At 69.0% G+C, this 21,953-nt stretch carries 19 protein-coding genes; 9 read left to right on the plus strand and 10 right to left on the minus strand.

Translation table 11 applies throughout. The features are described from left to right. The first annotated feature begins 358 nt into the window (after positions 1 to 358). Complete coding sequence (gene typA, locus ACX938_RS14650; RefSeq protein ID WP_459431612.1) at positions 359 to 2,176, plus strand: translational GTPase TypA; 1,818 nt, start codon at positions 359 to 361, stop codon at positions 2,174 to 2,176. 655 nt (positions 2,177 to 2,831) lie between these two features. Here the strand turns inward: typA and ACX938_RS14655 are convergent. From ACX938_RS14655 to recA, 3 genes are all read right to left on the minus strand, one after another. Further along, positions 2,832 to 3,137 (minus strand): DUF1330 domain-containing protein, encoded by a 306-nt coding sequence (locus ACX938_RS14655; protein ID WP_459431613.1) that lies wholly within the window; start codon positions 3,135 to 3,137, stop codon positions 2,832 to 2,834. 1 nt (position 3,138) lies between these two features. Then, entirely contained in the window at positions 3,139 to 5,796 is a 2,658-nt protein-coding gene (gene alaS / locus ACX938_RS14660) for an alanine--tRNA ligase (RefSeq protein WP_459431614.1), read from the minus strand. Between the two features lie 547 nt (positions 5,797 to 6,343). Continuing rightward, complete coding sequence (gene recA, locus ACX938_RS14665) at positions 6,344 to 7,408, minus strand: recombinase RecA (protein WP_304621978.1); 1,065 nt, start codon at positions 7,406 to 7,408, stop codon at positions 6,344 to 6,346. 184 nt (positions 7,409 to 7,592) lie between these two features. Here recA and ACX938_RS14670 point away from each other — a divergent pair, with 184 nt between their 5' ends. Next, positions 7,593 to 8,195 carry a gamma-glutamyl kinase gene (locus ACX938_RS14670; RefSeq protein WP_459431615.1) on the plus strand — a complete coding sequence of 201 codons (603 nt, stop codon included), beginning with the start codon at positions 7,593 to 7,595 and terminating at the stop codon, positions 8,193 to 8,195. Between the two features lie 3 nt (positions 8,196 to 8,198). Here ACX938_RS14670 and ACX938_RS14675 read toward each other — a convergent pair whose 3' ends face one another. The 3 genes from ACX938_RS14675 to ACX938_RS14685 are packed head-to-tail and all read right to left on the minus strand — an operon-like array spanning position 8,199 to position 10,760. After that, the gene (locus ACX938_RS14675; protein ID WP_459431616.1) at positions 8,199 to 8,327 is read right to left on the minus strand and encodes a DUF2474 family protein; all 129 of its coding nucleotides are present in this window, start codon (positions 8,325 to 8,327) and stop codon (positions 8,199 to 8,201) included. Then, positions 8,327 to 9,328, minus strand: coding sequence for a cytochrome d ubiquinol oxidase subunit II (gene cydB / locus ACX938_RS14680; protein ID WP_459431617.1), 1,002 nt, complete (start codon positions 9,326 to 9,328; stop codon positions 8,327 to 8,329). Before cydB ends, ACX938_RS14675 begins: the two co-directional genes overlap by 1 nt. 10 nt (positions 9,329 to 9,338) lie before the next feature. Next, entirely contained in the window at positions 9,339 to 10,760 is a 1,422-nt protein-coding gene (locus ACX938_RS14685) for a cytochrome ubiquinol oxidase subunit I (protein ID WP_459431618.1), read from the minus strand. Positions 10,761 to 10,896: 136 nt separating this feature from the next. Between ACX938_RS14685 and ACX938_RS14690 the strand changes: the two genes are divergently transcribed. The 7 genes from ACX938_RS14690 to paaZ all read left to right on the plus strand — a co-directional run bounded on the left by ACX938_RS14690 (position 10,897) and on the right by paaZ (position 17,720). After that, positions 10,897 to 11,772, plus strand: a complete 876-nt coding sequence (locus tag ACX938_RS14690) for a PaaX family transcriptional regulator C-terminal domain-containing protein (RefSeq protein ID WP_459431619.1) — start codon at positions 10,897 to 10,899, stop codon at positions 11,770 to 11,772. Between the two features lie 90 nt (positions 11,773 to 11,862). Beyond that, on the plus strand, positions 11,863 to 12,855 hold the full coding sequence (gene paaA, locus ACX938_RS14695; RefSeq protein ID WP_459431620.1) for a 1,2-phenylacetyl-CoA epoxidase subunit PaaA: 993 nt from the start codon (positions 11,863 to 11,865) through the stop codon (positions 12,853 to 12,855). Positions 12,856 to 12,881: 26 nt separating this feature from the next. Beyond that, positions 12,882 to 13,166 (plus strand): 1,2-phenylacetyl-CoA epoxidase subunit PaaB, encoded by a 285-nt coding sequence (paaB, locus tag ACX938_RS14700; protein WP_232754744.1) that lies wholly within the window; start codon positions 12,882 to 12,884, stop codon positions 13,164 to 13,166. Further along, positions 13,166 to 13,972 (plus strand): 1,2-phenylacetyl-CoA epoxidase subunit PaaC, encoded by an 807-nt coding sequence (gene paaC / locus ACX938_RS14705; RefSeq protein ID WP_459431621.1) that lies wholly within the window; start codon positions 13,166 to 13,168, stop codon positions 13,970 to 13,972. Before paaB ends, paaC begins: the two co-directional genes overlap by 1 nt. A gap of 2 nt (positions 13,973 to 13,974) precedes the next feature. Next, on the plus strand, positions 13,975 to 14,520 hold the full coding sequence (gene paaD, locus ACX938_RS14710) for a 1,2-phenylacetyl-CoA epoxidase subunit PaaD (RefSeq protein WP_459431622.1): 546 nt from the start codon (positions 13,975 to 13,977) through the stop codon (positions 14,518 to 14,520). A 13-nt stretch (positions 14,521 to 14,533) separates the two neighbouring features. Beyond that, on the plus strand, positions 14,534 to 15,607 hold the full coding sequence (paaE, locus tag ACX938_RS14715) for a 1,2-phenylacetyl-CoA epoxidase subunit PaaE (protein ID WP_459431623.1): 1,074 nt from the start codon (positions 14,534 to 14,536) through the stop codon (positions 15,605 to 15,607). A 52-nt stretch (positions 15,608 to 15,659) separates the two neighbouring features. Beyond that, positions 15,660 to 17,720 (plus strand): phenylacetic acid degradation bifunctional protein PaaZ, encoded by a 2,061-nt coding sequence (gene paaZ / locus ACX938_RS14720; protein ID WP_459431624.1) that lies wholly within the window; start codon positions 15,660 to 15,662, stop codon positions 17,718 to 17,720. Positions 17,721 to 18,032: 312 nt separating this feature from the next. Here the strand turns inward: paaZ and ACX938_RS14725 are convergent, their stop codons facing one another. The 4 genes from ACX938_RS14725 to ACX938_RS14740 all read right to left on the minus strand — a co-directional run bounded on the left by ACX938_RS14725 (position 18,033) and on the right by ACX938_RS14740 (position 21,934). Beyond that, a complete protein-coding gene (locus tag ACX938_RS14725; protein ID WP_459431625.1) occupies positions 18,033 to 18,632 on the minus strand; it encodes a TetR family transcriptional regulator in 600 nt (199 codons plus the stop codon). 1 nt (position 18,633) lies between these two features. After that, entirely contained in the window at positions 18,634 to 19,896 is a 1,263-nt protein-coding gene (gene paaK, locus ACX938_RS14730) for a phenylacetate--CoA ligase PaaK (RefSeq protein ID WP_459431626.1), read from the minus strand. Between the two features lie 32 nt (positions 19,897 to 19,928). Next, complete coding sequence (gene paaI, locus ACX938_RS14735; RefSeq protein WP_459431627.1) at positions 19,929 to 20,387, minus strand: hydroxyphenylacetyl-CoA thioesterase PaaI; 459 nt, start codon at positions 20,385 to 20,387, stop codon at positions 19,929 to 19,931. Positions 20,388 to 21,115: 728 nt separating this feature from the next. Next, positions 21,116 to 21,934 (minus strand): ABC transporter substrate-binding protein, encoded by an 819-nt coding sequence (locus ACX938_RS14740; RefSeq protein ID WP_459431628.1) that lies wholly within the window; start codon positions 21,932 to 21,934, stop codon positions 21,116 to 21,118. Positions 21,935 to 21,953: the final 19 nt, after the last annotated feature.

Consider the following 21,953-nt stretch of genomic DNA (forward strand, 5'->3'; position numbering starts at 1 on the left):
ACTCCGCGACCGCGTGCCCGACGACCTGCCTTTTCCGCTGCCCCCCTAACCGTGGCCAGACGGCTCGCCCGGACATCTAGCCGCCACAGGACCGGACACCACTCGCCCCCGGATCGGACATTCACCCGCGACCGCGCCGCGCGCCTCTCCGACACCGCGCACCCAATACCCCCCTAACCGCCAAATCCCAGGTGCAGCACACCCCTAACCGCCCAATCCCCAGACCCAGCACCTCCCCTCAAAAACCACCCCCCCCAAAGCCCAGCCCCCCAAACCGCCCCTCCTGCGAATAGGGCTGGCCTTTTGGCCCTCCCGGCGATAGGCCGCGCGCAACCACACAAATCGAGACGGACTCCCCATGGATCTGCGCAACGTCGCAATCATCGCCCACGTCGACCACGGCAAGACCACCCTCGTGGACGAGCTTCTGAAACAATCCGGCGCCTTCCGCGAAAACCAGCAGGTGGCGGAACGGGCGATGGATTCCAACGACCTCGAACGCGAGCGGGGCATCACCATCCTCGCCAAGGCGACCTCGGTCGAATGGAAATCCACCCGCATCAACATCGTCGACACCCCCGGCCACGCCGACTTCGGCGGCGAGGTCGAGCGCATCCTGTCGATGGTCGACGGGGTGGTGCTCCTGGTCGATGCCGCCGAGGGCCCGATGCCCCAGACCAAGTTCGTGACCTCCAAGGCGCTGGCGCTCGGCCTGCGGCCCATCGTGGTCCTGAACAAGGTCGACAAGCCCGACGCCGAGCCGGACCGGGCGCTCGACGAATGCTTCGACCTTTTCGCCAATCTCGGCGCCGATGACGATCAGCTCGACTTCCCGCATATGTATGCCTCGGGCCGCGCCGGCTGGGCCGATTTCGAGCTCGACGGCCCGCGCAAGGACCTCACCGCGCTCTTCAAGCTGATCGTCGACCACGTGCCCGCGCCGAAGCAGGTCAAGCACGAGGAGGACGACTTCCGCATGCTGGCGACCACGCTCTCGGCCGACCCCTTCCTCGGGCGCATCCTCACCGGCCGGGTCGAAAGCGGCCGCCTCAAGGTCGGCGCGACGCTGCAGGCGCTCAGCCGCGTCGGTCAGAAGATCGAGCAGTTCCGCGTCTCGCGCATCCAGGCTTTCCGTGGCCTCTCCTACCAGGACATCGAGGAGGCCCGCGCGGGCGACATCGTCACGCTCGCCGGCATGCAGAAGGCCACCGTGGCCGACACGCTCTGCGCGCTGGCGGTGGACGAGCCGCTCGAGGCGCTGCCCATCGACCCGCCGACCATCACCGTGACCTTCGGCATCAATGACAGCCCGCTGGCGGGCCGCGACGGCAAGAAGGTCCAGAGCCGGGTGATCCGCGACCGGCTGATGAAAGAGGCCGAGAGCAACATCGCCATCAAGGTCAAGGACACGCCGGGCGGCGAGGCCTTCGAGGTCTCGGGCCGGGGCGAACTGCAGATGGGCGTGCTGATCGAGAACATGCGCCGCGAGGGCTTCGAGCTGTCGATCGCCCGCCCGCAGGTGATCATGCGCGACGGCGAGGCCGGCCGCGAGGAGCCGGTCGAAGAGGTCACCATCGACGTCGATGATGACTACTCGGGCGCTGTGATCGAGAAGATCACCGGCGTGCGCAAGGGCGAGCTGGTCGAGATGAAGCCCTCGGGCACCGGCAAGACCCGGATCGTCGCCCATGTGCCCGCGCGCGGGCTGATCGGCTACCAGGGCGAGTTCCTGACCGACACCCGCGGCACCGGCGTGATGAACCGCGTCTTCCAGGGCTGGACGCCCTACAAGGGCGCCATCGAGGGCCGCCGGGCCGGCGTGCTGATATCGATGGAATCGGGCGACGCCGTGGCCTATGCGCTCTGGAACCTGGAAGAGCGCGGCAAGATGTTCATCGGCCCGCAGGAGAAGGTCTACGAGGGCATGGTGATCGGCGAGCACTCGCGCGAGAACGACCTCGAGGTGAACCCGCTCAAGGGCAAGAAGCTGACCAACGTGCGCGCCTCGGGCTCGGACGACGCGGTGCGGCTGACGCCGCCGACGGTGCTGACCCTCGAGGAGGCGATTGCCTATATCAACGACGACGAGCTGGTCGAAGTGACGCCCAACGCGATCCGGCTGCGCAAGCGCTACCTCGATCCGCACGAGCGCAAGCGGATGGCCAGGGCGCAGTGAGGCGCCGGGCCGGGCAGGGCGCCCGGGGTTTGGTTTGACGGAACTGGCGGCGGCGCCCCCACCTGGTGGGGGCGTTTTCGTTTGTGGGGGGAACAGGCTGTGGCCCTGACTTTCTCGCGCCACAAGCCAAGACCGCGACCGGTGCGAACGCTTGGTCTGAGAAACACCATGCCCAATTGCGCCCACTTGCGCCCGAACAGCATCGAAGATGCCGGGCGCGCGCCGGACCGGCCCGATGGGCCGGCGCTCCCTGGAATGGCGTGCTTGGATCGCCACTAGCCCCGACCTTGTTGGGATAAAGCGCGCAGCTCACATGTCAGCAGCGCCGGCCCCCGGTCCGCCGCGCGCCCTCTGTCAGTGCAGGCTGAGAGGGCGGCATGTCGCTGTCGTTTCTGGACGACCTTTGCCTGGCCCGATCCCCCAGCACCTCCGCTGCGGAGGGTGCCCGTCTTGCGCCCGAACAGCACCGAAGGTGCCGGGCGCGCGCCGGACCGGCCCAATGGGCCGGCGCTCCTTGGGGTGGCGTGCTTAGCCCACCTCTAGCCCTGACCTTGTTGGGATAAAGCGCGCAGCTCACATGTCAGCAGCGCCGACCCCCGGTCCGCCGCGCGCCCTCTGGTGTGCTGGGTGAGGGCGGCGCAGCGGCCCCAACCCCTTACTCCGGGATCTCCAGGATCAGCAGGTCGCGCTCGGAGGCGTCGCGGGCGTGGCTCAGCGCTTCCTGGTAGGCCTCGGAGCGATAGCAGCTCTCCGCCGCCTCGACCGAGGGGAAGCGCGCCACGACGTGGCGCTCGCGGTCGGCGCCGTCGCGGGTCTTGTTGCCCTCGAGCACGAGGTATTTGCCGCCCCGCGCCACGAAGGAGCCGCCGTGGGCGGCAATCGCGGGGCCGGCCAGTTCGGCGTATTTGCCGTAGGCCTCGGCGTCGGTCACATGCACATGGGCGATCCAGAGTGCGGGCATCTTATCCTCCGATCACGGCTTCCGCCGCCTTGATGGCCTCGTCGGCCTTTTCGGCCGAGGCGGCACCGCCCTGGGCCATGTCGGGACGGCCGCCGCCGCCCTTGCCGCCAAGCGCGCCGACCGCGGCCTTCACAAGGTCCACCGCCGAGACCTGTCCGGTCAGATCGTCGGTCACACCCGCGGCCACCGCGGCCTTGCCGTCGCTCTCGGTCACCAGGAGCACCGCTCCCGAGCCGAGCCGGCGCTTGTGCTCGTCGATGAGCGGGCGCAGGTCCTTGCCGGACACGCCGGTCAGGGTCTGGGCGAGGAACTTCACGCCTGCGACCTCGCGCGGCTCGATCCCGCCCGAACCTTCGCCGCCGCCCATGGCGATCTCGCGCTTGAGCTGGGCGACCTCGTTCTGCAGCGCCTTGCGCTCGTCGAGCAGCGCCTTCAGCCGGTCGGGCAGATCCCCCGCCGAGGTCTTCAGCTCGCCCGAGAGCCGGCTCACCAGCCGGTCCTGGCCGCGCAGGTAATCGAGCGCCGCCTGGCCGGTCAGCGCCTCGAAGCGCCGCACCCCCGAGGAGGACGCGCTGTCGCCGAGCGCCACGAAAAGCCCGATCTCGCCGGTGCGGCCCACATGGGTGCCGCCGCACAGCTCGATGGAATAGGTCGCCCCGTCGGTGCCCTTGCCGGACCCGTCTTGGCGGCCCATGGAGACCACGCGGACCTCCTCGCCGTATTTCTCGCCGAAAAGGGCCTGGGCGCCCATGGCGCGGGCGTCGTCGGGCGTCATGATGCGCGTCTCGACGGCCGTGTTCTGGCGGATGTAGTCGTTCACCTCGCGCTCGACGCCGGCGATCTCGGTCTCGGTCAGCCCCTTGGCATGGCTGAAGTCGAAGCGCAGCCGGTCCGGCGCGTTGAGCGAGCCGCGCTGCGCGACATGGTCGCCCAGCGTCCGGCGCAGCGCCTCGTTCAGGAGGTGCGTGGCCGAATGGTTGGCGCGGATCTTGGTGCGGCGCGCGTGGTCGACTTCGAGCTTGGCCGATGCGCCGCGGGCGATCTCGCCCTCGGTGATCTCGGCGAAATGGATGACCACGCCCGCGACCTGGCGGGTGTCGGTGATCCGGGCGGTGCCGCCCTCGGTCACCACCTCGCCGGTGTCGCCGACCTGGCCGCCGGCCTCGGCGTAGAAGGGCGTCTGGTTCAGCACCAGCTGGACGGTCTCGCCCTTGGCGGCCGAGGCCGTGGCGGCGCCCTCCTTGACGATGTCGAGCACCACGCCCTCGGCGGTCTCGGTGTCATAGCCAAGGAAATCCGTGGTGCCGTGCTGGTCGGCGAGGTCGAACCAGATCGCGGCATCCGCGGCCTCGCCCGAGCCCGACCAGGCGGCGCGGGCCTTGGCCTTCTGCTCGGCCATGGCGGCGTCAAAACCCTCGGTGTCGACGCTGCGGCCCTTTTCGCGCAGCGCGTCCTGGGTCAGGTCGAGCGGGAAGCCGTAGGTGTCGTAGAGCTTGAAGGCCGCCTGGCCGGGCAGGGCCTCGGCCGCGTCGAGCTTGCCCAGCTCGTCGTCGAGCAGCTTCAGCCCGCGGTCGAGCGTCTGCTGGAAGCGCGTCTCCTCGAGCTTCAGCGTCTCCTCGATCAAGGGCTGGGCGCGGTGCAGCTCGGGGTAGGCGGCGCCCATCTCGCGCACCAGCGCCGGCACCAGGCGGAACATGACCGGATCCTTGGCGCCCAGGAGATGCGCGTGCCGCATCGCGCGGCGCATGATCCGCCGCAACACGTAGCCGCGCCCGTCGTTCGAGGGCATCACCCCGTCGGCGATCAGGAAGGAGGTCGAGCGCAGGTGATCGGCGATCACCCGGTGGTGCACGTTGCCCGGCCCGTCGGCATCGGTCGAGGTGGTCTCGGCCGAGGCGCAGATCAGCGCCCGCATCAGGTCGGTGTCGTAGTTGTCGTGCTTGCCCTGCAGGAGCGCGCCGATCCGTTCGAGCCCCATGCCGGTGTCGATCGACTGCATGTCGAGCTCGCGCATGGTGCCGTCTTCGAACTGCTCGTTCTGCATGAAGACGATGTTCCAGATCTCGATGAAGCGGTCGCCGTCCTCTTCGGGGGAGCCCGGCGGGCCGCCCCAGATGTGGTCGCCGTGGTCGTAGAAGATCTCGGTGCAAGGGCCGCAGGGGCCGGTCGGGCCCATCTGCCAGAAGTTGTCCGAGGTGGCGATGCGGATGATCCGGTCCTCGGGGATGCCGACCTTCTTCCAGAGCTCGAAGGCCTCGTCGTCGGTGTGGTAGACCGTGGCCAGGAGCCGCTTGTGGTCGATGCCGAACTCGCGGGTGATCAGCTCGTGCGCGAAGGGGATCGCCTCGGTCTTGAAGTAATCCCCGAAGGAGAAGTTGCCGAGCATCTCGAAGAAGGTGTGGTGGCGCGCGGTATAGCCGACGTTGTCGAGGTCGTTGTGCTTGCCCCCGGCGCGCACGCATTTCTGCGAGGTGGTGGCCCGGGTGTAGTCGCGCGTCTCGACCCCGGTGAAGAGGTTCTTGAACTGGACCATGCCCGAGTTGGCGAACATCAGCGTCGGATCGTTGCGCGGCACCAGCGGCGAGGAGGGCACCACCGTGTGCCCCTGTTTCTCGAAGTAGCTGAGGAACGTGGAGCGGATATCGTTGAGGCTTGGCATTCGCGGCTCTTGTTGGTGCGGGGTGGCAGGTTGGCCGAGGTGTAGCGCCGGGTTGCGCGGCTGTCCACGGGCTGCGGGCGGTAAGCGGCGCTTGCGAGGGGGCGGGCGGTCAAGATCGGGTAAAGGCTGCGCCTCGGGGACCATGCGAAGCCGGGCTTCGGGACCACAGGAAATCTGCGCTCGGGACCGCACTCAAACGGGGCCCACTCCAAACCAAAATCTCGGAGAAGCGGCCGGCGGCACCCGGGCGTGATGCGGCTTCTTGCGGCCCAGGGGGCCGCGCCGTGCACCCGTGCCGCGCCAGACCCGGGGCCCGCCGGCTGCCCTTACCCTGCGTTACGCGCGCGTCAGGGGCAATGGGGGATTTCCTCACCTATGGCGCGGAAGGCCCCCATTTCCCTGCGACATTGGTCGCAGAGCGCGGTCTTTGGGCAGCTGCGCGCCAAGCGCCCGCCGAAACACCGCGCCCCGCCTCAACACCCGAAACGACAACGGGCGCCCCAAGGGGACGCCCGCGGCAGTTTCAGAGAGGCCATGGCCCGGGCGTTCAGCCCTCCATCACCTCGTCCTTGTCCTCGTCGGCCATGTGGAACTCCAGCCCATGGGCGGCGCGGATCTTGTCCTCGATGTCATAGGCCACCGCTGTGTTTTCCTTGAGGAAATTCTTCGCGTTCTCGCGGCCCTGGCCGATGCGTTCGTCGCCGTAGGAATACCAGGCGCCGGATTTCTCGACCACGCCGGCCTTCACGCCCAGGTCGATCAGCTCGCCGGTCTTGGAGATGCCCTCGCCATACATGATGTCGAACTCGACCTGCTTGAAGGGCGGGGCGACCTTGTTCTTCACGACCTTCACGCGGGTGGCGTTGCCGACCACCTCGTCGCGGTCCTTGATCGCGCCGATGCGGCGGATGTCGAGCCGCACCGAGGAGTAGAACTTCAGCGCGTTGCCGCCGGTCGTCGTCTCGGGCGAGCCGAACATCACGCCGATCTTCATGCGGATCTGGTTGATGAAGATCACCATGCAGTTCGACCGCGCGATCGAGCCGGTGAGCTTGCGCATCGCCTGGCTCATCAGGCGGGCCTGCACGCCGACCGAACTGTCGCCCATGTCGCCTTCGAGCTCGGCCTTGGGCGTCAGCGCCGCGACCGAGTCGACCACGACCATGTTGACCGCGCCGGAGCGCACCAGCGTGTCGGTGATCTCGAGCGCCTGTTCGCCGGTGTCGGGCTGCGAGATCAAGAGCTCATCGAGGTCGACGCCCAGCTTCTTGGCGTATTGCGGGTCGAGCGCGTGTTCGGCGTCGACGAAGGCGCAGACGCCGCCGGTCTTCTGTTCCTCGGCCACGCAGTGCAGCGTCAGCGTGGTCTTGCCCGAGGATTCGGGACCGTAGATTTCGATGATGCGGCCCTTGGGCAGCCCGCCGATGCCGAGCGCGATGTCGAGCCCCAGCGACCCCGTCGAGGTCGCCGAGATGTCCCGCATGGCGTTCTCGCCGCCGAGCTTCATGATCGAGCCCTTGCCGAACTGCCGTTCGATCTGCGCGAGCGCCGAATCGAGGGCCTTCTGCTTGTCTGCCGTACGCTTGCTGTCCATGGAGAGTAGGTCTGCCATTTGCTTGCCTTTCCGTCCTTATTCCACACCGCGAAGCGGGCGGCAATGACTGCGTCGTTCACCTCTTGTTCTCGATGTTATGAGGTCAAAAGGAGAACATTTCAAGAAAATTCCACAGGTCGAACTTTCGGGCTTCGGGGTTAACAAGTAGTTTAGCGGCACAGGCAGGAGAGGCGGGCCGGCGATGCTGATATTCTGGAAAGCGCGGCTGGTGATGCTGGCCGTTCCGAAGACGGGCAGCACCGCCTTTGCGCGCGCGCTCGGGCCCCATGCGGGCATGGTGGTCAGCGATCCGCCCGAGCTGAAACACGCGCCGGTCTACCGCTACAACCGCTTCTTCCGCCCGATGTTCGCCAAGATGGGCGCCGAGGAGATGGAGGTCATGGCGGTGATCCGCGAGCCGATCTCCTGGCTGGGGTCCTGGTATCGCTACCGCCAGCGGCCCTTTCTCGAGGGCAAGCGGGTCTCGACCCGGGATCTGTCCTTCGACGCCTTCGTCGACGCCTATTGCCGGGGCGAGCGCCCGCCTTTCGCCAATGTCGGCAGCCAGGCGAAATTCGTCGAACCCCGGCCCAACGGCACCGAGGTCACGCGGTTCTTCCGCTACGAGGACCAGGGCCGGATCGTGGCCTTCCTCGAGGACCGGCTGGGGATCAGCCTCGATCTGCCGCGCGAAAATGTCTCGCCGCGCCGCGACCTGACGCTCAGCCCCGAGATCGAGGCCAAGCTGCGCCGCAAGTGCGCCGCGGATTTCGCGCTTTGGGAGGGCATCGCGCCCCAGGGCTAGGGCTCAGACCGCAACCAGCCGGATGAGCGCCGCGACCGCTGCCAGCACCGCGACCGAGGCCAGCCAGAGCCCGGCGAACCAGGCGTATCGCTGCCAGCGGGGGCGGGTTTCCTCGGGGCGCTTCCGCGCCATCAATGGTAGCCCGAGCTGGCGTCGATCTTGCCGCGGAACACCCAGTAGGCATAGGCGGTATAGGCCAGGATGATCGGCACCAGGATGCCCGCGCCGACCAGCGCGAAGGCGAGGCTCGAGTCCGGCGCCGCTGCCTCCTCGATGGTCAGTCCCGGCGGGACGATATGCGGATAGAAGCTGATCCCGATCCCGATGAAGCAGGTCACGAAGAGCGCATTGGCCATCAGGAAGGGCGAGACGTCCTCGCGGTTTTTGAGCCCCGCGAAAAGCTTGTAGCTCACCGCGAGTAGGATCGCCGGCACCAGCACCGTCCAGGCCGAGGCGGGGAAGTTGAACCAGCGGTCGAAATAGACCGCGTCCTGGAAGGGCGTCAGCACCGAGACCACGGCGAACAGCGCCAGGAGGACCAGCGCCAGGGGCTTGGAGGCGCGGCGGTTGGCCTCCTGCAGGGGGCCGGTGGTCTTCATGTTGATCCAGGTCGCGCCGAGAAGGGCATAACCCACCACCAGCGCGACGCCGGTCAGCAGCGAGAAGGCCGTCAGCCAGTCGTACCAGCCGCCGCCATAGGCCCGGCCCTCGACCTCGATGCCCTGCACCAGCGCGCCAAGCGCCACGCCTTGGGTGAAGGTCGCCACATAGGAGCCCGCCGAGAAGCAGACCGACCAGACGTGTTTCCAGCGCTTGGTCTTCCAGCGGTATTCGAAGGCCACGCCGCGGAAGACCAGCGCCAAGAGCATGACGATGATCGGAATGTAGAGCGCCGGCATGACCACCGCATAGGCCAGCGGGAAGACCGCGAAGAGCCCGCCGCCGCCCAGGACCAGCCAGGTCTCGTTGCCGTCCCAGACCGGGGCGACCGAGTTCATCATGACGTCGCGGTCCTCTTCGCCGCGGGCGAAGGGAAAGAGGATCCCTATCCCGAGGTCGAAGCCGTCGAGGATCACATAGGTCAGCACCGCGAAGGCGATGAGCGCGGCCCAGATATTGGCAAGATCGAACATCGCGCTCTCCCTATTTGCCCGCGCCGCCCGGCGCCCAGGCGTCAGGCCGCAGCTGGTTGGCCGGGGTGATCCCGGCGGTGCGGGTCGGGCCGTCGTCGATCTCGGCGCTGCTTTCGCCGACCTCCTTGCCCATGAGCCGCAGGATGTAGAAGGTGCCCGCTCCGAAGACGAAGAAATAGACCACGATGAAGGCCAGGAGCGAGGTCGCCACCGCCGGCGCGTCGACCGGCGCGAGACTGTCCGAGGTGCGCAAGAGCCCGTAGACCGTGTAGGGCTGGCGCCCGACCTCGGTGGTGATCCAGCCCGCCAAGACCGCGACGAAGCCCGAGGGCGCCATGGGCAGCATCACCCGCAGGAGCGCACGGTCCTCGTAGAGCCGCCCGCGGCGCCGCGCCCAGAGGCTCCAGAGCCCGACCGCCAGCATGGCAAAGCCGATCGCCACCATGACCCGGAAGGACCAGAAGACAATGGCCACCGGCGGCTCCTCGTCGTCGGGGATCGTGTCGAGCCCGTCCATCGGCGCGCCCCATTCGTGCTTGAGGATCAAGGAGGAGAGCTGCGGCACCTCGATGGCGTAATCGACGCGCTTCTCCTCGGGGTTGGGGATGCCGAAGAGGATCAGCGGCGCGCCCTCGGGGTAGCTGTGGTAATGGCCCTCCATGGCCATGACCTTCTGCGGCTGGTGCTCCAGGGTGTTCAGCCCGTGGAAGTCGCCCGCGAGGATCTGCACCGGGGTGACCAGCACCGCCATCCACATCGCCATGGAGAACATCTTGCGCGCCTCGGCGTCGGCGCTCTTGCGCAGGAGGTGCAGCGCGCCGACCCCGCCGACCACGAAGGCGGTTGTGAGATAGGCCGCCAGCACCATGTGCACGAGCCGGTAGGGGAAGGAGGGGTTGAAGACGATCGCCAGCCAGTTCTCGGGCACGAACTGGCCGTTCTCGGCGATGCTGTAGCCCGCGGGCGTCTGCATCCAGGAGTTGACCGACAGAATCCAGGTCGCCGACATCAGCGTGCCGAATGCCACCATAAGCGTGGCGAAGAGATGCAGCTTCTCGCCGACCTTCTCGCGGCCGAACAGCATGATGCCGAGGAAGCCCGCCTCGAGGAAGAAGGCCGAGAGCACCTCGTAGGCCATGAGCGGGCCGAGGATCGGCCCGGTGCGGTCCGAGAAGACCGACCAGTTGGTGCCGAACTGGTAGGACATCACGATGCCCGAGACGACGCCCATGCCGAAGGCCACGGCGAAGATCTTCTTCCAGTAGTCGAAGAGGTTCAGATAGACCCGGTTGCGGCTGCGCACCCAGAGCACGTTGAGCACTGCCAGAAAGCTCGCCAGCCCGATCGAGAAGGCCGGGAAGATGATGTGGAAGGACACCGTGAAGGCGAACTGGAAGCGCGCCAGTGTCTCGGCGGTGAAGCTCTCGAACATGGATGACACTCCGGGTTCGCGTCGACTTTTGAAGGAGATAGGGCCGCGGGCGGGGGTGGCCAGCGGCTTCGCGCGAGGGTTGTGAAATGCGCATTTGACATGACAGTCATTTCGCAAAGAGCTACAATGGCGTGCCATGACGAAACGCCTCGACCATACCTCGGACCCGCTGCCGCAGCCTCTGCGGCGCTATCTCGACGGCCCCGTGCCGCGCGCCACCGGCTACCTGGTGACGATCTACGGCGACGCGGTCGCGCCGCGCGGCGGCACGGTCTCCATGCGCAGCCTGATTGCGCTGGGCCGCCAGGCCGGGCTGAGCGAGACGCTGGTGCGCACCGCGGTCTCGCGGCTGGTGGGTGCCGAGCGGCTCGAGGGCACCCGCGTGGGCCGGGTCTCGCACTACCGGCTGACTCCCGGTGCCGAGGCGGAGTTTGCCGGGGCCGACCGGCTGATCTATGCCCCGCCGCCGCAGCCGCTGGGCTGGCTCATGGCCTTTGGCGAAAGGGATTTGCCGGCCCCCTGGGCGCGCATCGGCGGCATGGTCTGGGCCGCGCCAGATCGCGCGGAGGTAGAGCGGCCGGCGGGGCTCGTGATGTCCGCCGCGCCGGTCTCGCAGGGGCAGGGCCTGCGGGACTTCGGCGCCGCGCATTGGTCGCTGGGTGAGGCGGATGCCGCCTACCGCGCCTTCGCCGAGGCCTGGTCCGGCGTGACCGAGGCGCTGGCGGAAGCCCCGGCCGAAGGGCAGGGGGCGCTCCTTCTGCGGCTGCGGCTGGTGCATGACTACCGCCAGGCGGCGCTGGCCGATCCGCGCCTGCCCGAGGGCGCGTTGCCCGAAGGCTGGCAGGGCGCCGCGGCCCGGCGGCTCTTCGTCTCGGCCTATCTGGCGCTCTGCCCCGAGGCCGACCGCTGCATCGGCGCCCGGCTCGAGGACCGCCACGGCCTCCTGCCGCCCGAGACCGAGGCCACCCGCGCCAGGCTCGGCGGGTTGCGCCGCGAGGCCGCCTTGCCGTGAAACATCACGGCAATGTTGGAATGCCACATTTGACTGTGATGCTTTAATCGGTATATAACATCGGCAGACCCGCATCAGAGGAGGTGCGCCATGTATGCCCAGATGGTGAAATCCGACCCCGCCGAGGGAGAGCTGACCCCGGAAGAGCAGGCCTTCCAGGCCCGCATCGACGCCGGCGAGAAGATCGAACCCAAGGAATGGATGCCCGAGGGCTACCGCAAGACGCTGATCCGCCAGATCGGCCAGCACGCCCATTCCGAGATCGTCGGCCAGCTGCCCGAGGGCAACTGGATCACCCGCGCGCCGACGCTGGAGCGCAAGCAGATCCTGCTGGCCAAGGTGCAGGACGAGGCGGGCCATGGCCTCTATCTCTATTCCGCCGCCGAGACGCTGGGTGTCAGCCGGGACGAGCTGACGGAAAAGCTCCTCTCGGGGGCGATGAAATACTCCTCGATCTTCAACTACCCGACGCTGACCTGGGCCGACATGGGCGCGGTCGGCTGGCTGGTCGACGGCGCGGCGATCATGAACCAGGTGCCGCTGCAGCGGACCTCCTACGGGCCCTACAGCCGCGCGATGATCCGCATCTGCAAGGAAGAGAGCTTCCACCAGCGGCAGGGCTTCGCGATCATGATGAAGATGGCCCAGGGCACGCCCGAACAGAAGGAAATGGCGCAGGACGCGCTCGACCGCTTCTGGGGCCCGGCGCTGATGATGTTCGGCCCTTCGGACAAGGACTCCGTGCATTCCGCCCAGTCGATGCGCTGGAAGATCAAGATGAACACCAACGACGAGCTGCGCCAGAAATTCGTCGACGAAACCGTGCCCCAGGCCGAGTTCCTGGGCCTCACCGTGCCCGACGCGAACCTGGCCTGGAACGAGGCGCGCGGGCATTACGACTTCTCCGAGCCCGACTGGGAGGAGTTCTTCGAGGTTCTGAAGGGCAACGGCCCCTGCAACCAGGAGCGGCTCGAGGCGCGGCAGACCGCCTGGGACGAGGGCGCCTGGTTCCGCGACGGGCTCAGCGCCTATGCCGAGAAACAGGCCGCGCGGCGCGCCGGCCAGGCCACCGCGGCCGAGTGAGCCCGGCGCGACAAGGGAGCGACAGCATGTCCAAGGAATGGCCCCTCTGGGAAATCTTCATCCGTGGCAGCCAGGGGCTGAACCACCGCCACGTCGGCTCGCTGCATGCGCCCGACGCGGAGATGGCGATCCGCAACGCCCGCGACGTCTACACCCGCCGCAAGGAAGGCGTGTCGATCTGGGTGGTGCGCTCGGCCGATATCACCTCCTCGGCGCCGTCCGAGAAGGGCCCGATGTTCGATCCGGCGGAAAGCAAGCCCTACCGCCACCCGAGCTTCTACGACATTCCCGACGACGTGGGGCACATGTGATGGCTGGTGCCGCTGACCCGCGTCCGGGCGATCCGCTGTTTGCCCCCGAGCACCGCGATGCCGCCTTCGACTGGCTTTGCGGGCTGGGCGACGGGGCGCTGATCCTCGGCCACCGGCTCTCGGAGTGGTGCGGCAAGGCGCCAGCGCTCGAAGAGGACATTGCCCTGGCCAACGTGGCGCTCGACCTGATCGGCCATGCCGAGATGTGGCTGGCGCTCGCCGGCGAGGTCGAAGGGCAGGGCCGCTCGGCCGACGACCTGGCCTATCTGCGCGACGCCCTGCGCTTCCGCAATCCGCTGCTGGTAGAGCTGCCCAACCGCGACATGGCGGTGACCACCATGCGGCAGTTCCTCTTCGACGCCTGGCACCTGCCGATGCTGCACGCGCTTTCCGACAGCGCCAGCCCGCGGCTCGCCGAGATCGCCGCCAAGGCGCGCAAGGAGGTGGCCTATCACCTCGAGCGCAGCCAGGACCTGGTGATCCGCCTCGGCGACGGCACCGAGGAAAGCCACGCGCGGATGCAGACCGCGCTGGAGCGGCTCTGGCCCTATGCGGGCGAGCTGTGCCAGCCCGCGCCGGGCGATGCCGCGCTGGTCGAGGCGGGGCTGGTGCCCGAGATGGCGGCGGTCTCCGCCACCTGGCAGGAGATCCTCGACGAAACTCTGCGCGAGGCGACGCTGGAGCGCCCCGAGGGCCGCGCCGACGTGCAGAACGGCGGCCGCAAGGGACGCCACAGCGAGCACTTGGGCTTCCTGCTGGCCGAGATGCAGTTCCTGCAGCGCGCCTATCCAGGCGCGGAGTGGTGAACATGACCGCGCCCCGGACCACGGACAGCGCCGCCCTGCGCCCCGATCCCGCCCTGGTGCGGGACTGGCTCTCGGAGGTGCCCGACCCCGAGATCCCGGTGATCTCGATCACCGATCTCGGCATCGTCCGCGACGTCGCCTGGGAGGAGGGCACCCTGGTCGTGCGCGTCACGCCGACCTATTCCGGCTGCCCCGCCACCTCGGTCATCGAGATGGAGATCGAGCGGCACCTGGCCGAGCGCGGCGTGGCCTCGCTCCGGGTCGAGCGGCAGCTCTCGCCGCCCTGGACCACCGACTGGATCGGCCCGGAGGCCCGCGAGAAGCTGCGCGCCTACGGCATCGCGCCGCCGATCGACGGCACCGCCAGCGACGGCCGCCTCGCGGCCCGCGCGGCGCGGCTCGCGGGCGGCGGCAATGCCTCCCCGGCCTGTCCGCGCTGCGGCTCGGCCCGCACCGAGGAGGTCAGCCGCTTCGGCTCCACCCCCTGCAAGGCGGCCTGGCGCTGCACCGACTGCCTTGAGCCCTTCGACTATTTCAAGTGCATCTGAGCGAGGTGCCGGCATGGCCCGTTTCCATCCTCTCGACGTGATCGATGTGACCCGCACCACCCGCGACGCGGTGGTGGTCACGCTGCGCCCCCGCGCCGACGACCAGGCGGAGTTCGACTTCATCCAGGGGCAATATCTGACCTTCCGCCGCGATTTCGACGGCGAGGAGCTGCGCCGCAGCTACTCGATTTGCGCGGGCCTCGACGAGGGTGTCCTGCGGGTCGGCATCAAGCGCGTCGACGGCGGCGCCTTCTCGAGCTGGGCCAACGACAACCTCAAGCCCGGCGACACGCTCGAGGCCATGCCGCCCGCCGGCCGCTTCCACGCGCCGCTCGATCCCGCGGCCGAGAAGAGCTACCTCTTCTTCGCCGGCGGCTCGGGCATCACCCCGGTCCTGTCGATCATCAAGACCGTGCTCGCGCGCGAGCCGGGCGCGCGGGTCACGCTGGTCTATGCCAACCGCCGGATCGGCACGATCATGTTCCGCGAGGAGCTGGAGGACCTGAAGAACAGCCACCTCGGGCGCTTCTCGGTGATCCATGTCCTCGAGGAGGAAAGCCAGGAGATCGACCTTTTCTCGGGCCGGGTCGACGCCGAGAAGATGCAGGCGCTCTTCACCCATTGGATCGACGCGGCCTCGGTCGACATGGCCTTCATCTGCGGCCCCGAGCCGATGATGCTGACCATCGCCGAGAGCCTGCGCGCGGCGGGGCTGAGTGACGCGCAGATCAAGTTCGAGCTTTTCGCCGCCGCCCAGCCCGGCCGGGCCAAGACCCCGCCAAAATCGGCGCGGGCAGGCGACGGCGCGGGCACCCAGGTGGAGCTGACGCTCGACGGCACCACGCGGCGCTTCACCATGCCGCGCGACGGCACGGCGATCCTCGACGCGGCGCTTTCCGAAGATATCGACGCGCCTTTCTCCTGCCAGGCCGGGGTCTGTTCGACCTGCCGCGCCAAGGTGCTGGAAGGCGAGGTCGAGATGCGGACCAACCACGCGCTCGAGGATTACGAGCTGCGCGAGGGCTACGTGCTGAGCTGCCAGTGCCTGCCGCTCTCGGACCGGGTGGTTCTGACGTACGACGCCTGACATTTCCGGGCGCCTGGCAGAGGGCGCGCGCCGACAGGGACAGGGAGGACACATGCGCGACGACATCACGGGGCCGCGCCGGCTCGAAAGCTATCTGGCCGGGGACTGGCGCCAGGGGCAGGGGGCGGCGCGGCCGCTCCATCACGCCGCGACCGGAGAGGTGGTGGCCGAGATCGGTGCCGAGGGGCTCGACCTGGGCGAAGCGCTCGCCTGGGGCCGCGACCAGGGCGGCGCGGCGCTCCGCGCGCAGACGCTGCACGAGCGCGCGCTGATGCTGAAGGAGATCGGCCTGCGCCTGATGGAGATGAAGGAGGTCTTCTACCAGGAGAACTTCTGGACCGGCGCCACCCGCAAGGACGGCTGGATCGACATCGACGGGGGCATCGGCACGCTTCTGACCTTCGCCAGCCGCGCGCGGCGCGAGTTCCCCAACGCCCGCGTCATCCCCGAGGGCCCGGTGGAGCCGCTTTCGGGCGACGACAGCTTCTCCGCCCAGCACATCCTGACCCCGCGCCAGGGCGTGGCGGTGCATATCAACGCCTTCAACTTCCCGGTCTGGGGCATGCTCGAGAAGATCGCCCCGAGCCTGATCGCCGGCATGCCCTGCCTGGTCAAACCCGCCTCCCAGACCGCCTATCTGACCGAACGCGTGGTTCGCGCCATTCTCGAGATGGAGATCCTGCCCGAGGGCGCGCTGCAGCTCCTGGCGGGCGGCGCGGGCGATCTGCTCGACCATCTCGACGTGCAGGACGTGGTGACCTTCACCGGCTCGGCGGCCACCGGCCAGAAGCTGCGCGCCCATCCGGCGGTGGTCGCCAACTCGGTGCCTTTCACCATGGAGGCCGACAGCCTCAACGCCGCGATCCTCGGCCCCGACGCAGGGCCCGAAAGCCCCGAGTTCGACCTTTTCGTGCGCGAAGTGGCGCGCGAGATGAGCGTGAAGGCCGGGCAGAAATGCACCGCGATCCGCCGCGTCATCGTGCCCCGCGCCCGGGAAGAGGCCTTGGCCCAGGCGCTGTCGGAGCGGCTGTCCCGGCTCGCAATCGGCCTGCCCGAAGACGAGGCCACGCGCATCGGCGCGCTGGTCAGCCTCGGCGACCGCGAGGGCGTGCGCGCCCAGGTCGCCGCGCTCCGGGCCGAGGCCGAGATCGTCTCGGGCGACCCCGAGCGGGTGGAGCTCGCCTCGGGCAGCGCCGAGACCGGCGCCTTCATGTCGCCGATCCTGCTCCGCGCCCGCGACCCCATGGGCGCCCATGCCGTGCATGACATCGAGGCCTTCGGCCCGGTCGCGACGCTCATGGCCTATGATACCCCCGAGGAGGCCGTGGCGCTTGCCGCCAAGGGCAAGGGCTCGCTGGTCTCCTCTCTCTTCACCGCCGATCCCGGCGTCGCCGCCGAGGTCGTCACCGGCCTCGCGCCGCATCACGGGCGGGTGCTGATCGGCTCGCGCCACTCGGCCAAAAGCTCCACCGGCCACGGCTCGCCGCTGGCGCCGCTCGTCCACGGCGGCCCCGGCCGCGCCGGCGGCGGCGAGGAGATGGGCGGCATGCGCGGGGTGAAGCATTTCATGATGCGCACCGCCGTCCAGGGCGCGCCCGAGCTTCTCTCGGCGGTGACCGGCGAATGGGCCCCCGGCGCGCCCACGCGCGACGACGTGCATCCCTTCCGCCGCCCGCTCTCCGAGCTGCGCCTCGGCGACCGGATCAGCGCCGGGCCGCGCCAGATCTCCCGCGCCGACGTGGAGCATTTCGCCGAGTTCACCGGCGACACCTTCTACGCTCATATGGATAGCGCCGCCGCGCGGGAGAATCCCTTCTTCGACGACCGGGTGGCGCATGGCTACCTGATCGTCTCCTTCGCCGCCGGGCTTTTCGTGGAGCCGAACCCCGGCCCTGTGCTCGCCAATTACGGCGTCGACAACCTGCGTTTCCTGACGCCGGTCTACTTCGGCGACGCGCTCTCGGTGACGCTGAGCTGCAAGGCGATCAACCCGCGCGCCGGGGCCGACCACGGCGAGGTGCGCTGGGCCGCGCGGGTGGTGAACCAGAACGACGAGCTGGTCGCCGACTACGAGGTGCTGACCATGGTCGCCAAGGACTGGCCGCCCGCCTGAGGTGATGGGCGCGCCCGCAACGAGGCGCGCCCGCGGCCCCCGCGCCGCCCACAAGAAAAGGCGCCCGCGGCTCCCTGCGCCCGCCCGCCCAAGAAAACTCGCCCCCACCACACCTCAAAGCCCGCGCCCCACCGCGGGCCCGAAGCGCGCCGCCCTCTTGCCCTTCAGCTTGTCCAAATACCCTCGGGGGTGAATTCGGGCCGCAGGCCCGAAGAGGGGGCAGAGCCCCCCACACCCAAAAATGCAAAAAGCACAGCCGCCCCGCACAGACCACGGCCCGGCCCCAAGCACACCGCGCAAGCAACCCCCCGCCTAGCGCAGCCCCGGCAGCCCGCCCAGCATCAGGTCCGTCGCGATCCGCGCGTAGTCGCGGCGGCTCAGCGGCCCGTCGTCGCGGAACCAGAGGTAGACCCAGTTCAGCATCCCGAAGAGCGACATGGTCACCGCCTTCAGCCGCGGCGGCGCGCCTTCGGTCAGATCGGGGCGCAGCTCGGCCAGGACCTCGGCGAAGCGCCCGACGATGCGGCGTTCCAGCGCCAGGATCCGCGCGCGCTCCTCGCCCGAGAGCACCTGGCCCGCGTTGATCTGCACCTGGTGCTGGTGGTCGGCGCCGCGGTAGGCCTCGAGCACCGCGGCGATCAGCGTCTCGAGCCGCGCCTCGGGGGGGGCGGCGGGGTCTGTCGCCGCCGCCAGGGCCGCGTCCAGGGCCTCGAGGTGGTCGTGGATGATCGCGAAGATCAGCGCGTCCTTCGAGGGATAATAGTGATAGAGCAGGGACTTGGAGACCCCCGCCTCGGCGGCGATCTGCGCCATGGAGGCCTTGTCCATGCCCTGGGTGGCGAAGACCCGCGCGGCGTCGAGCAGGAGCCCGTGACGCTTGGCGTCGAAGTCCTCGGCGCGGGGGCGGGCCATCTCAGCCCTCCCGGTTGTCGACGACGCGCTTGGCCTTGCCCTCGGAGCGGGCGACGCCGCCGGGGCGGTGCACCTGGACCTCGGCCGAGATGCCGACCACCGACTTGATGTGATGGGCGAGCGCCGCGCGCGAGGCGGCCTGGCCGTCCTCGGTCGCGGCTTCGGGCAGGGCCTCGGCGTGGACGGTCATGTTGTCCATCCGGCCGGCGCGCGTCAGCTCGATCTGGAAATGCGGGGCGAGGCCCTCGCATTTCAGGATCTGCTCCTCGATCTGGGTCGGGAAGACGTTGACGCCGCGCAGGATGATCATGTCGTCCGAGCGCCCGGTGACCTTCTCCATGCGCCGCATCGAGCGCGCGGTGCCGGGCAGGAGCCGGGTGAGGTCGCGGGTGCGGTAGCGCACGATCGGCAGGCCCTCCTTGGTCAGCGTGGTGAAGACCAGCTCGCCCAGCTCGCCGTCGGGCAGCACCTCCCCGGTCTCGGGGTCGATGATCTCGGGGTAGAAGTGGTCTTCCCAGATGTGCAGCCCGTCCTTGGTCTCGACGCATTCATTGGCGACGCCGGGGCCGATGATCTCGGAGAGGCCGTAGATGTCGACCGCATGCATGCCGAAGGCTTCCTCGATCTCGGCGCGCATGGCGTTGGTCCAGGGCTCGGCGCCGAAGATCCCGATCTCGAGCGAGCTCTCGCGCGGGTCGCGGCCCTGACGGCGGAACTCGTCGAGGATAGACAGAAGGTAAGAGGGCGTGACCATGATGATCCGCGGCTTGAAGTCGGTGATCAGCGTCACCTGCCGCTCGGTCATGCCGCCCGAGACCGGCACCACGGTGCAGCCGAGCGCCTCGGCGCCGTAATGCGCCCCGAGCCCGCCGGTGAAGAGCCCGTAGCCATAGGCGACGTGGCAGATGTCGCCGCGGCGCCCGCCCGAGGCGCGGATCGAGCGGGCGACCACCTCGGACCAGACCTTCAGGTCGCCCTCGGTGTAGCCCACCACCGTGGGCTTGCCGGTGGTGCCCGAGGAGGCATGCAGCCGCGCGATGCGCTCGCGCGGGACGGCGAACATGCCGAAGGGATAGGTGTCGCGCAGGTCCTGCTTGGTGGTGAAGGGGAACTTGCCGAGATCGGCGAGGGATTTCAGATCGCTTGGATGCACGCCCGCCGCGTCGAACTTGGCGCGGTAGAAGGGCGAGTTCTGATAGGCATGGGCCAGCGAGCGCTGCATGCGCTCGAGCTGCAGGGCGGCGATCTCGTCGCGGCTCGCCACTTCGATCGGGTCGAGGATCTCGCGGGGCGGGGTCAGGTCGGTCCTCTCTGGTCTCCCTTGGGCAGAAGCGGCTTGCCGGAGGCCCGGGACTGTCCGCGGAACTCGGCGATCCTTGCGCCGTCCGAGGCGCGGGTCACGGTGACGTCATAGAGGCCCGAGCGGCCGGGCCGGGCGATCTCGCGGGCGCGGGCGATGAGCCGGTCGCCGACCCGGCCGGGCGCGAGATAGGTGATGCTGTTCGACTGCGCGACGGTCACGTCGTCATAGCCGTTGCAGGCAAAGGCGAAGGCGGTATCGGCGAGGGTGAAGATGAAGCCGCCATGGGCGATGCCATGGCCGTTGGCCATCTCCGGGCGCAGGGTCATGGCGATCTCGGCCTGGCCGGCGGAGATCGCGGTGATCTCCATGCCGAGCCCGCGGCTCGCGTGGTCCTCTTGCCACATCGCCTCGGCGCAGGCGCGCGCGAGCGCGTCCGGATCGGCGTCCGACATGCTACGTCCTCCCTGTCGCCGGCTCCTCTTCCGGCGGCGGTAGAATACATAGACCGTCCGGTCGGTCAACGAATTTATAAGGGTGGGGTGGGGGAGGGTGTTGTTGGCTCAGTATGTGGGGCAGTTGGCTTGGCGAGGCGGCTGCGGCACCGGGAATGCCGGTTTGGCGTGCATGGGGCGCGGGTGTCGCCGGGTTGCCTTTGAGGTGAGGCGGGCTGTGCCGAAGCACAAGCTACCTAGCCCCCGGCGCACGGCGATTGCGACCAGCGCACCCCCTTGCGCCCGAATAGCACCGAAGGTGCCGGGCGCGCGCCGGACCGGCCCCTTGGGCCGGCGCTCCTTGGGATGGCGTGATCAGCTCGCAGTTTGTCCTGACCTTGCCGGGATAAAGCGCTTCGCTCAGCGGTCAGAAGCGCCGGCCCCCGGTCCGGCGCGCGCCCTTGCTGACAGGGGCGGTAATGGGCCGGGAGGCCGACGGAGTTCACAGGGCTGCACCGGGTCTCTGGGACCGGGGCCGCAAGGTGGCTCTGTGCTCAGCGGGGTAGGGCGCTCAACCAGTCAGGCCCGCGCCATGCGCCTGCGAACCGACATCCGCCGCCACGCCCCCGCGAGGCGACACCCGTCAGGATGCACCCACGCTCGATGCCCCCACTCCCGACGCCGCACTCCCGACGCACCCACTCCCGACGCACCCGCTCCCAAGGCACCCAGCACCCCTAAACCCCCACTCACTCCGCCCCAGCGTTGGGGAAGAACAACTGCTGTCCCGCCACCTCATGCCCGGCGATCGCGGCCTGCCCCTCGTCCGACAAGAGCCATCCCGCGAAGACCTCCGCCGCCTCCGCCTTCACCGAGGGGCAATGCGCGGCGCTCACCGGGATCACGCCGTATTGGTTGAAGAGATCCGCATCGCCCTCGACCTGCACCGCGAAATCCTGGCGGTTCTCGTAGCTGATCCAGCTCGCCCGGTCGGTGAGTGTATAGGCCCCCATGCCGACCGCGGCGTTGAGGGTCGCGCCCATGCCCGAGCCGGTCTCGCGATACCAGGTGCCCGAGGCGCCCTCGGGGGAGACGCCCGATGCGGACCAAAGCGCCATCTCCTTCTTGTGGGTGCCGCTGTCGTCCCCGCGCGAGGCAAAGAGCGCCCCGGCCTCGGCGATCCGGGCCAGGGCCGCCTCGGCGTCCTGCGTCCCGCCGATCCCGGCGGGGTCCGCCTCGGGGCCGACGATGACGAAATCATTGTACATCAGGTCCCGCCGCCAGCTGCCGTGGCCCGCGGCCACGAAGGCCTCCTCGGCGGGCTTGGCGTGCACCAGGAGCAGGTCGCCGTCGCAGTTCTCGGCGTTGCGGATCGCCTGGCCGGTGCCCACGGCGACGACGCTGACGCGGATCCCGGTCGCCGCCTCGAAGCGCGGCAGGATGTGGTCGTAAAGCCCTGAATTTGCAGTGGAGGTCGTCGATTGCACGATGATCCGGTCGTCCTGGGCAAAGGCGGGACCGGCGAGGCAGAGCGCGGCGCAAAGGGCGCCGAGGGGGCGGGTGAACATGGGCAATCTCCCTGGGGGT

The organism is Roseivivax sp. (assembly GCF_054552075.1).

Coding starts and splice junctions, on each gene's coding strand:
- paaD (WP_459431622.1), top strand. CDS start 13,975: ATGACCGCGCCCCGGACCACGGACAGCGCCGCCCTGCGCCCCGATCCC.
- ACX938_RS14685 (WP_459431618.1), bottom strand. CDS start 10,760: ATGTTCGAGAGCTTCACCGCCGAGACACTGGCGCGCTTCCAGTTCGCC.
- alaS (WP_459431614.1), bottom strand. CDS start 5,796: ATGCCAAGCCTCAACGATATCCGCTCCACGTTCCTCAGCTACTTCGAG.
- paaC (WP_459431621.1), top strand. CDS start 13,166: ATGGCTGGTGCCGCTGACCCGCGTCCGGGCGATCCGCTGTTTGCCCCC.
- ACX938_RS14725 (WP_459431625.1), bottom strand. CDS start 18,632: ATGGCCCGCCCCCGCGCCGAGGACTTCGACGCCAAGCGTCACGGGCTC.
- ACX938_RS14670 (WP_459431615.1), top strand. CDS start 7,593: ATGCTGATATTCTGGAAAGCGCGGCTGGTGATGCTGGCCGTTCCGAAG.
- recA (WP_304621978.1), bottom strand. CDS start 7,408: ATGGCAGACCTACTCTCCATGGACAGCAAGCGTACGGCAGACAAGCAG.
- ACX938_RS14675 (WP_459431616.1), bottom strand. CDS start 8,327: ATGGCGCGGAAGCGCCCCGAGGAAACCCGCCCCCGCTGGCAGCGATAC.
- typA (WP_459431612.1), top strand. CDS start 359: ATGGATCTGCGCAACGTCGCAATCATCGCCCACGTCGACCACGGCAAG.
- ACX938_RS14690 (WP_459431619.1), top strand. CDS start 10,897: ATGACGAAACGCCTCGACCATACCTCGGACCCGCTGCCGCAGCCTCTG.
- paaB (WP_232754744.1), top strand. CDS start 12,882: ATGTCCAAGGAATGGCCCCTCTGGGAAATCTTCATCCGTGGCAGCCAG.
- paaZ (WP_459431624.1), top strand. CDS start 15,660: ATGCGCGACGACATCACGGGGCCGCGCCGGCTCGAAAGCTATCTGGCC.
- paaI (WP_459431627.1), bottom strand. CDS start 20,387: ATGTCGGACGCCGATCCGGACGCGCTCGCGCGCGCCTGCGCCGAGGCG.
- paaE (WP_459431623.1), top strand. CDS start 14,534: ATGGCCCGTTTCCATCCTCTCGACGTGATCGATGTGACCCGCACCACC.
- cydB (WP_459431617.1), bottom strand. CDS start 9,328: ATGTTCGATCTTGCCAATATCTGGGCCGCGCTCATCGCCTTCGCGGTG.
- paaA (WP_459431620.1), top strand. CDS start 11,863: ATGTATGCCCAGATGGTGAAATCCGACCCCGCCGAGGGAGAGCTGACC.
- ACX938_RS14655 (WP_459431613.1), bottom strand. CDS start 3,137: ATGCCCGCACTCTGGATCGCCCATGTGCATGTGACCGACGCCGAGGCC.
- ACX938_RS14740 (WP_459431628.1), bottom strand. CDS start 21,934: ATGTTCACCCGCCCCCTCGGCGCCCTTTGCGCCGCGCTCTGCCTCGCC.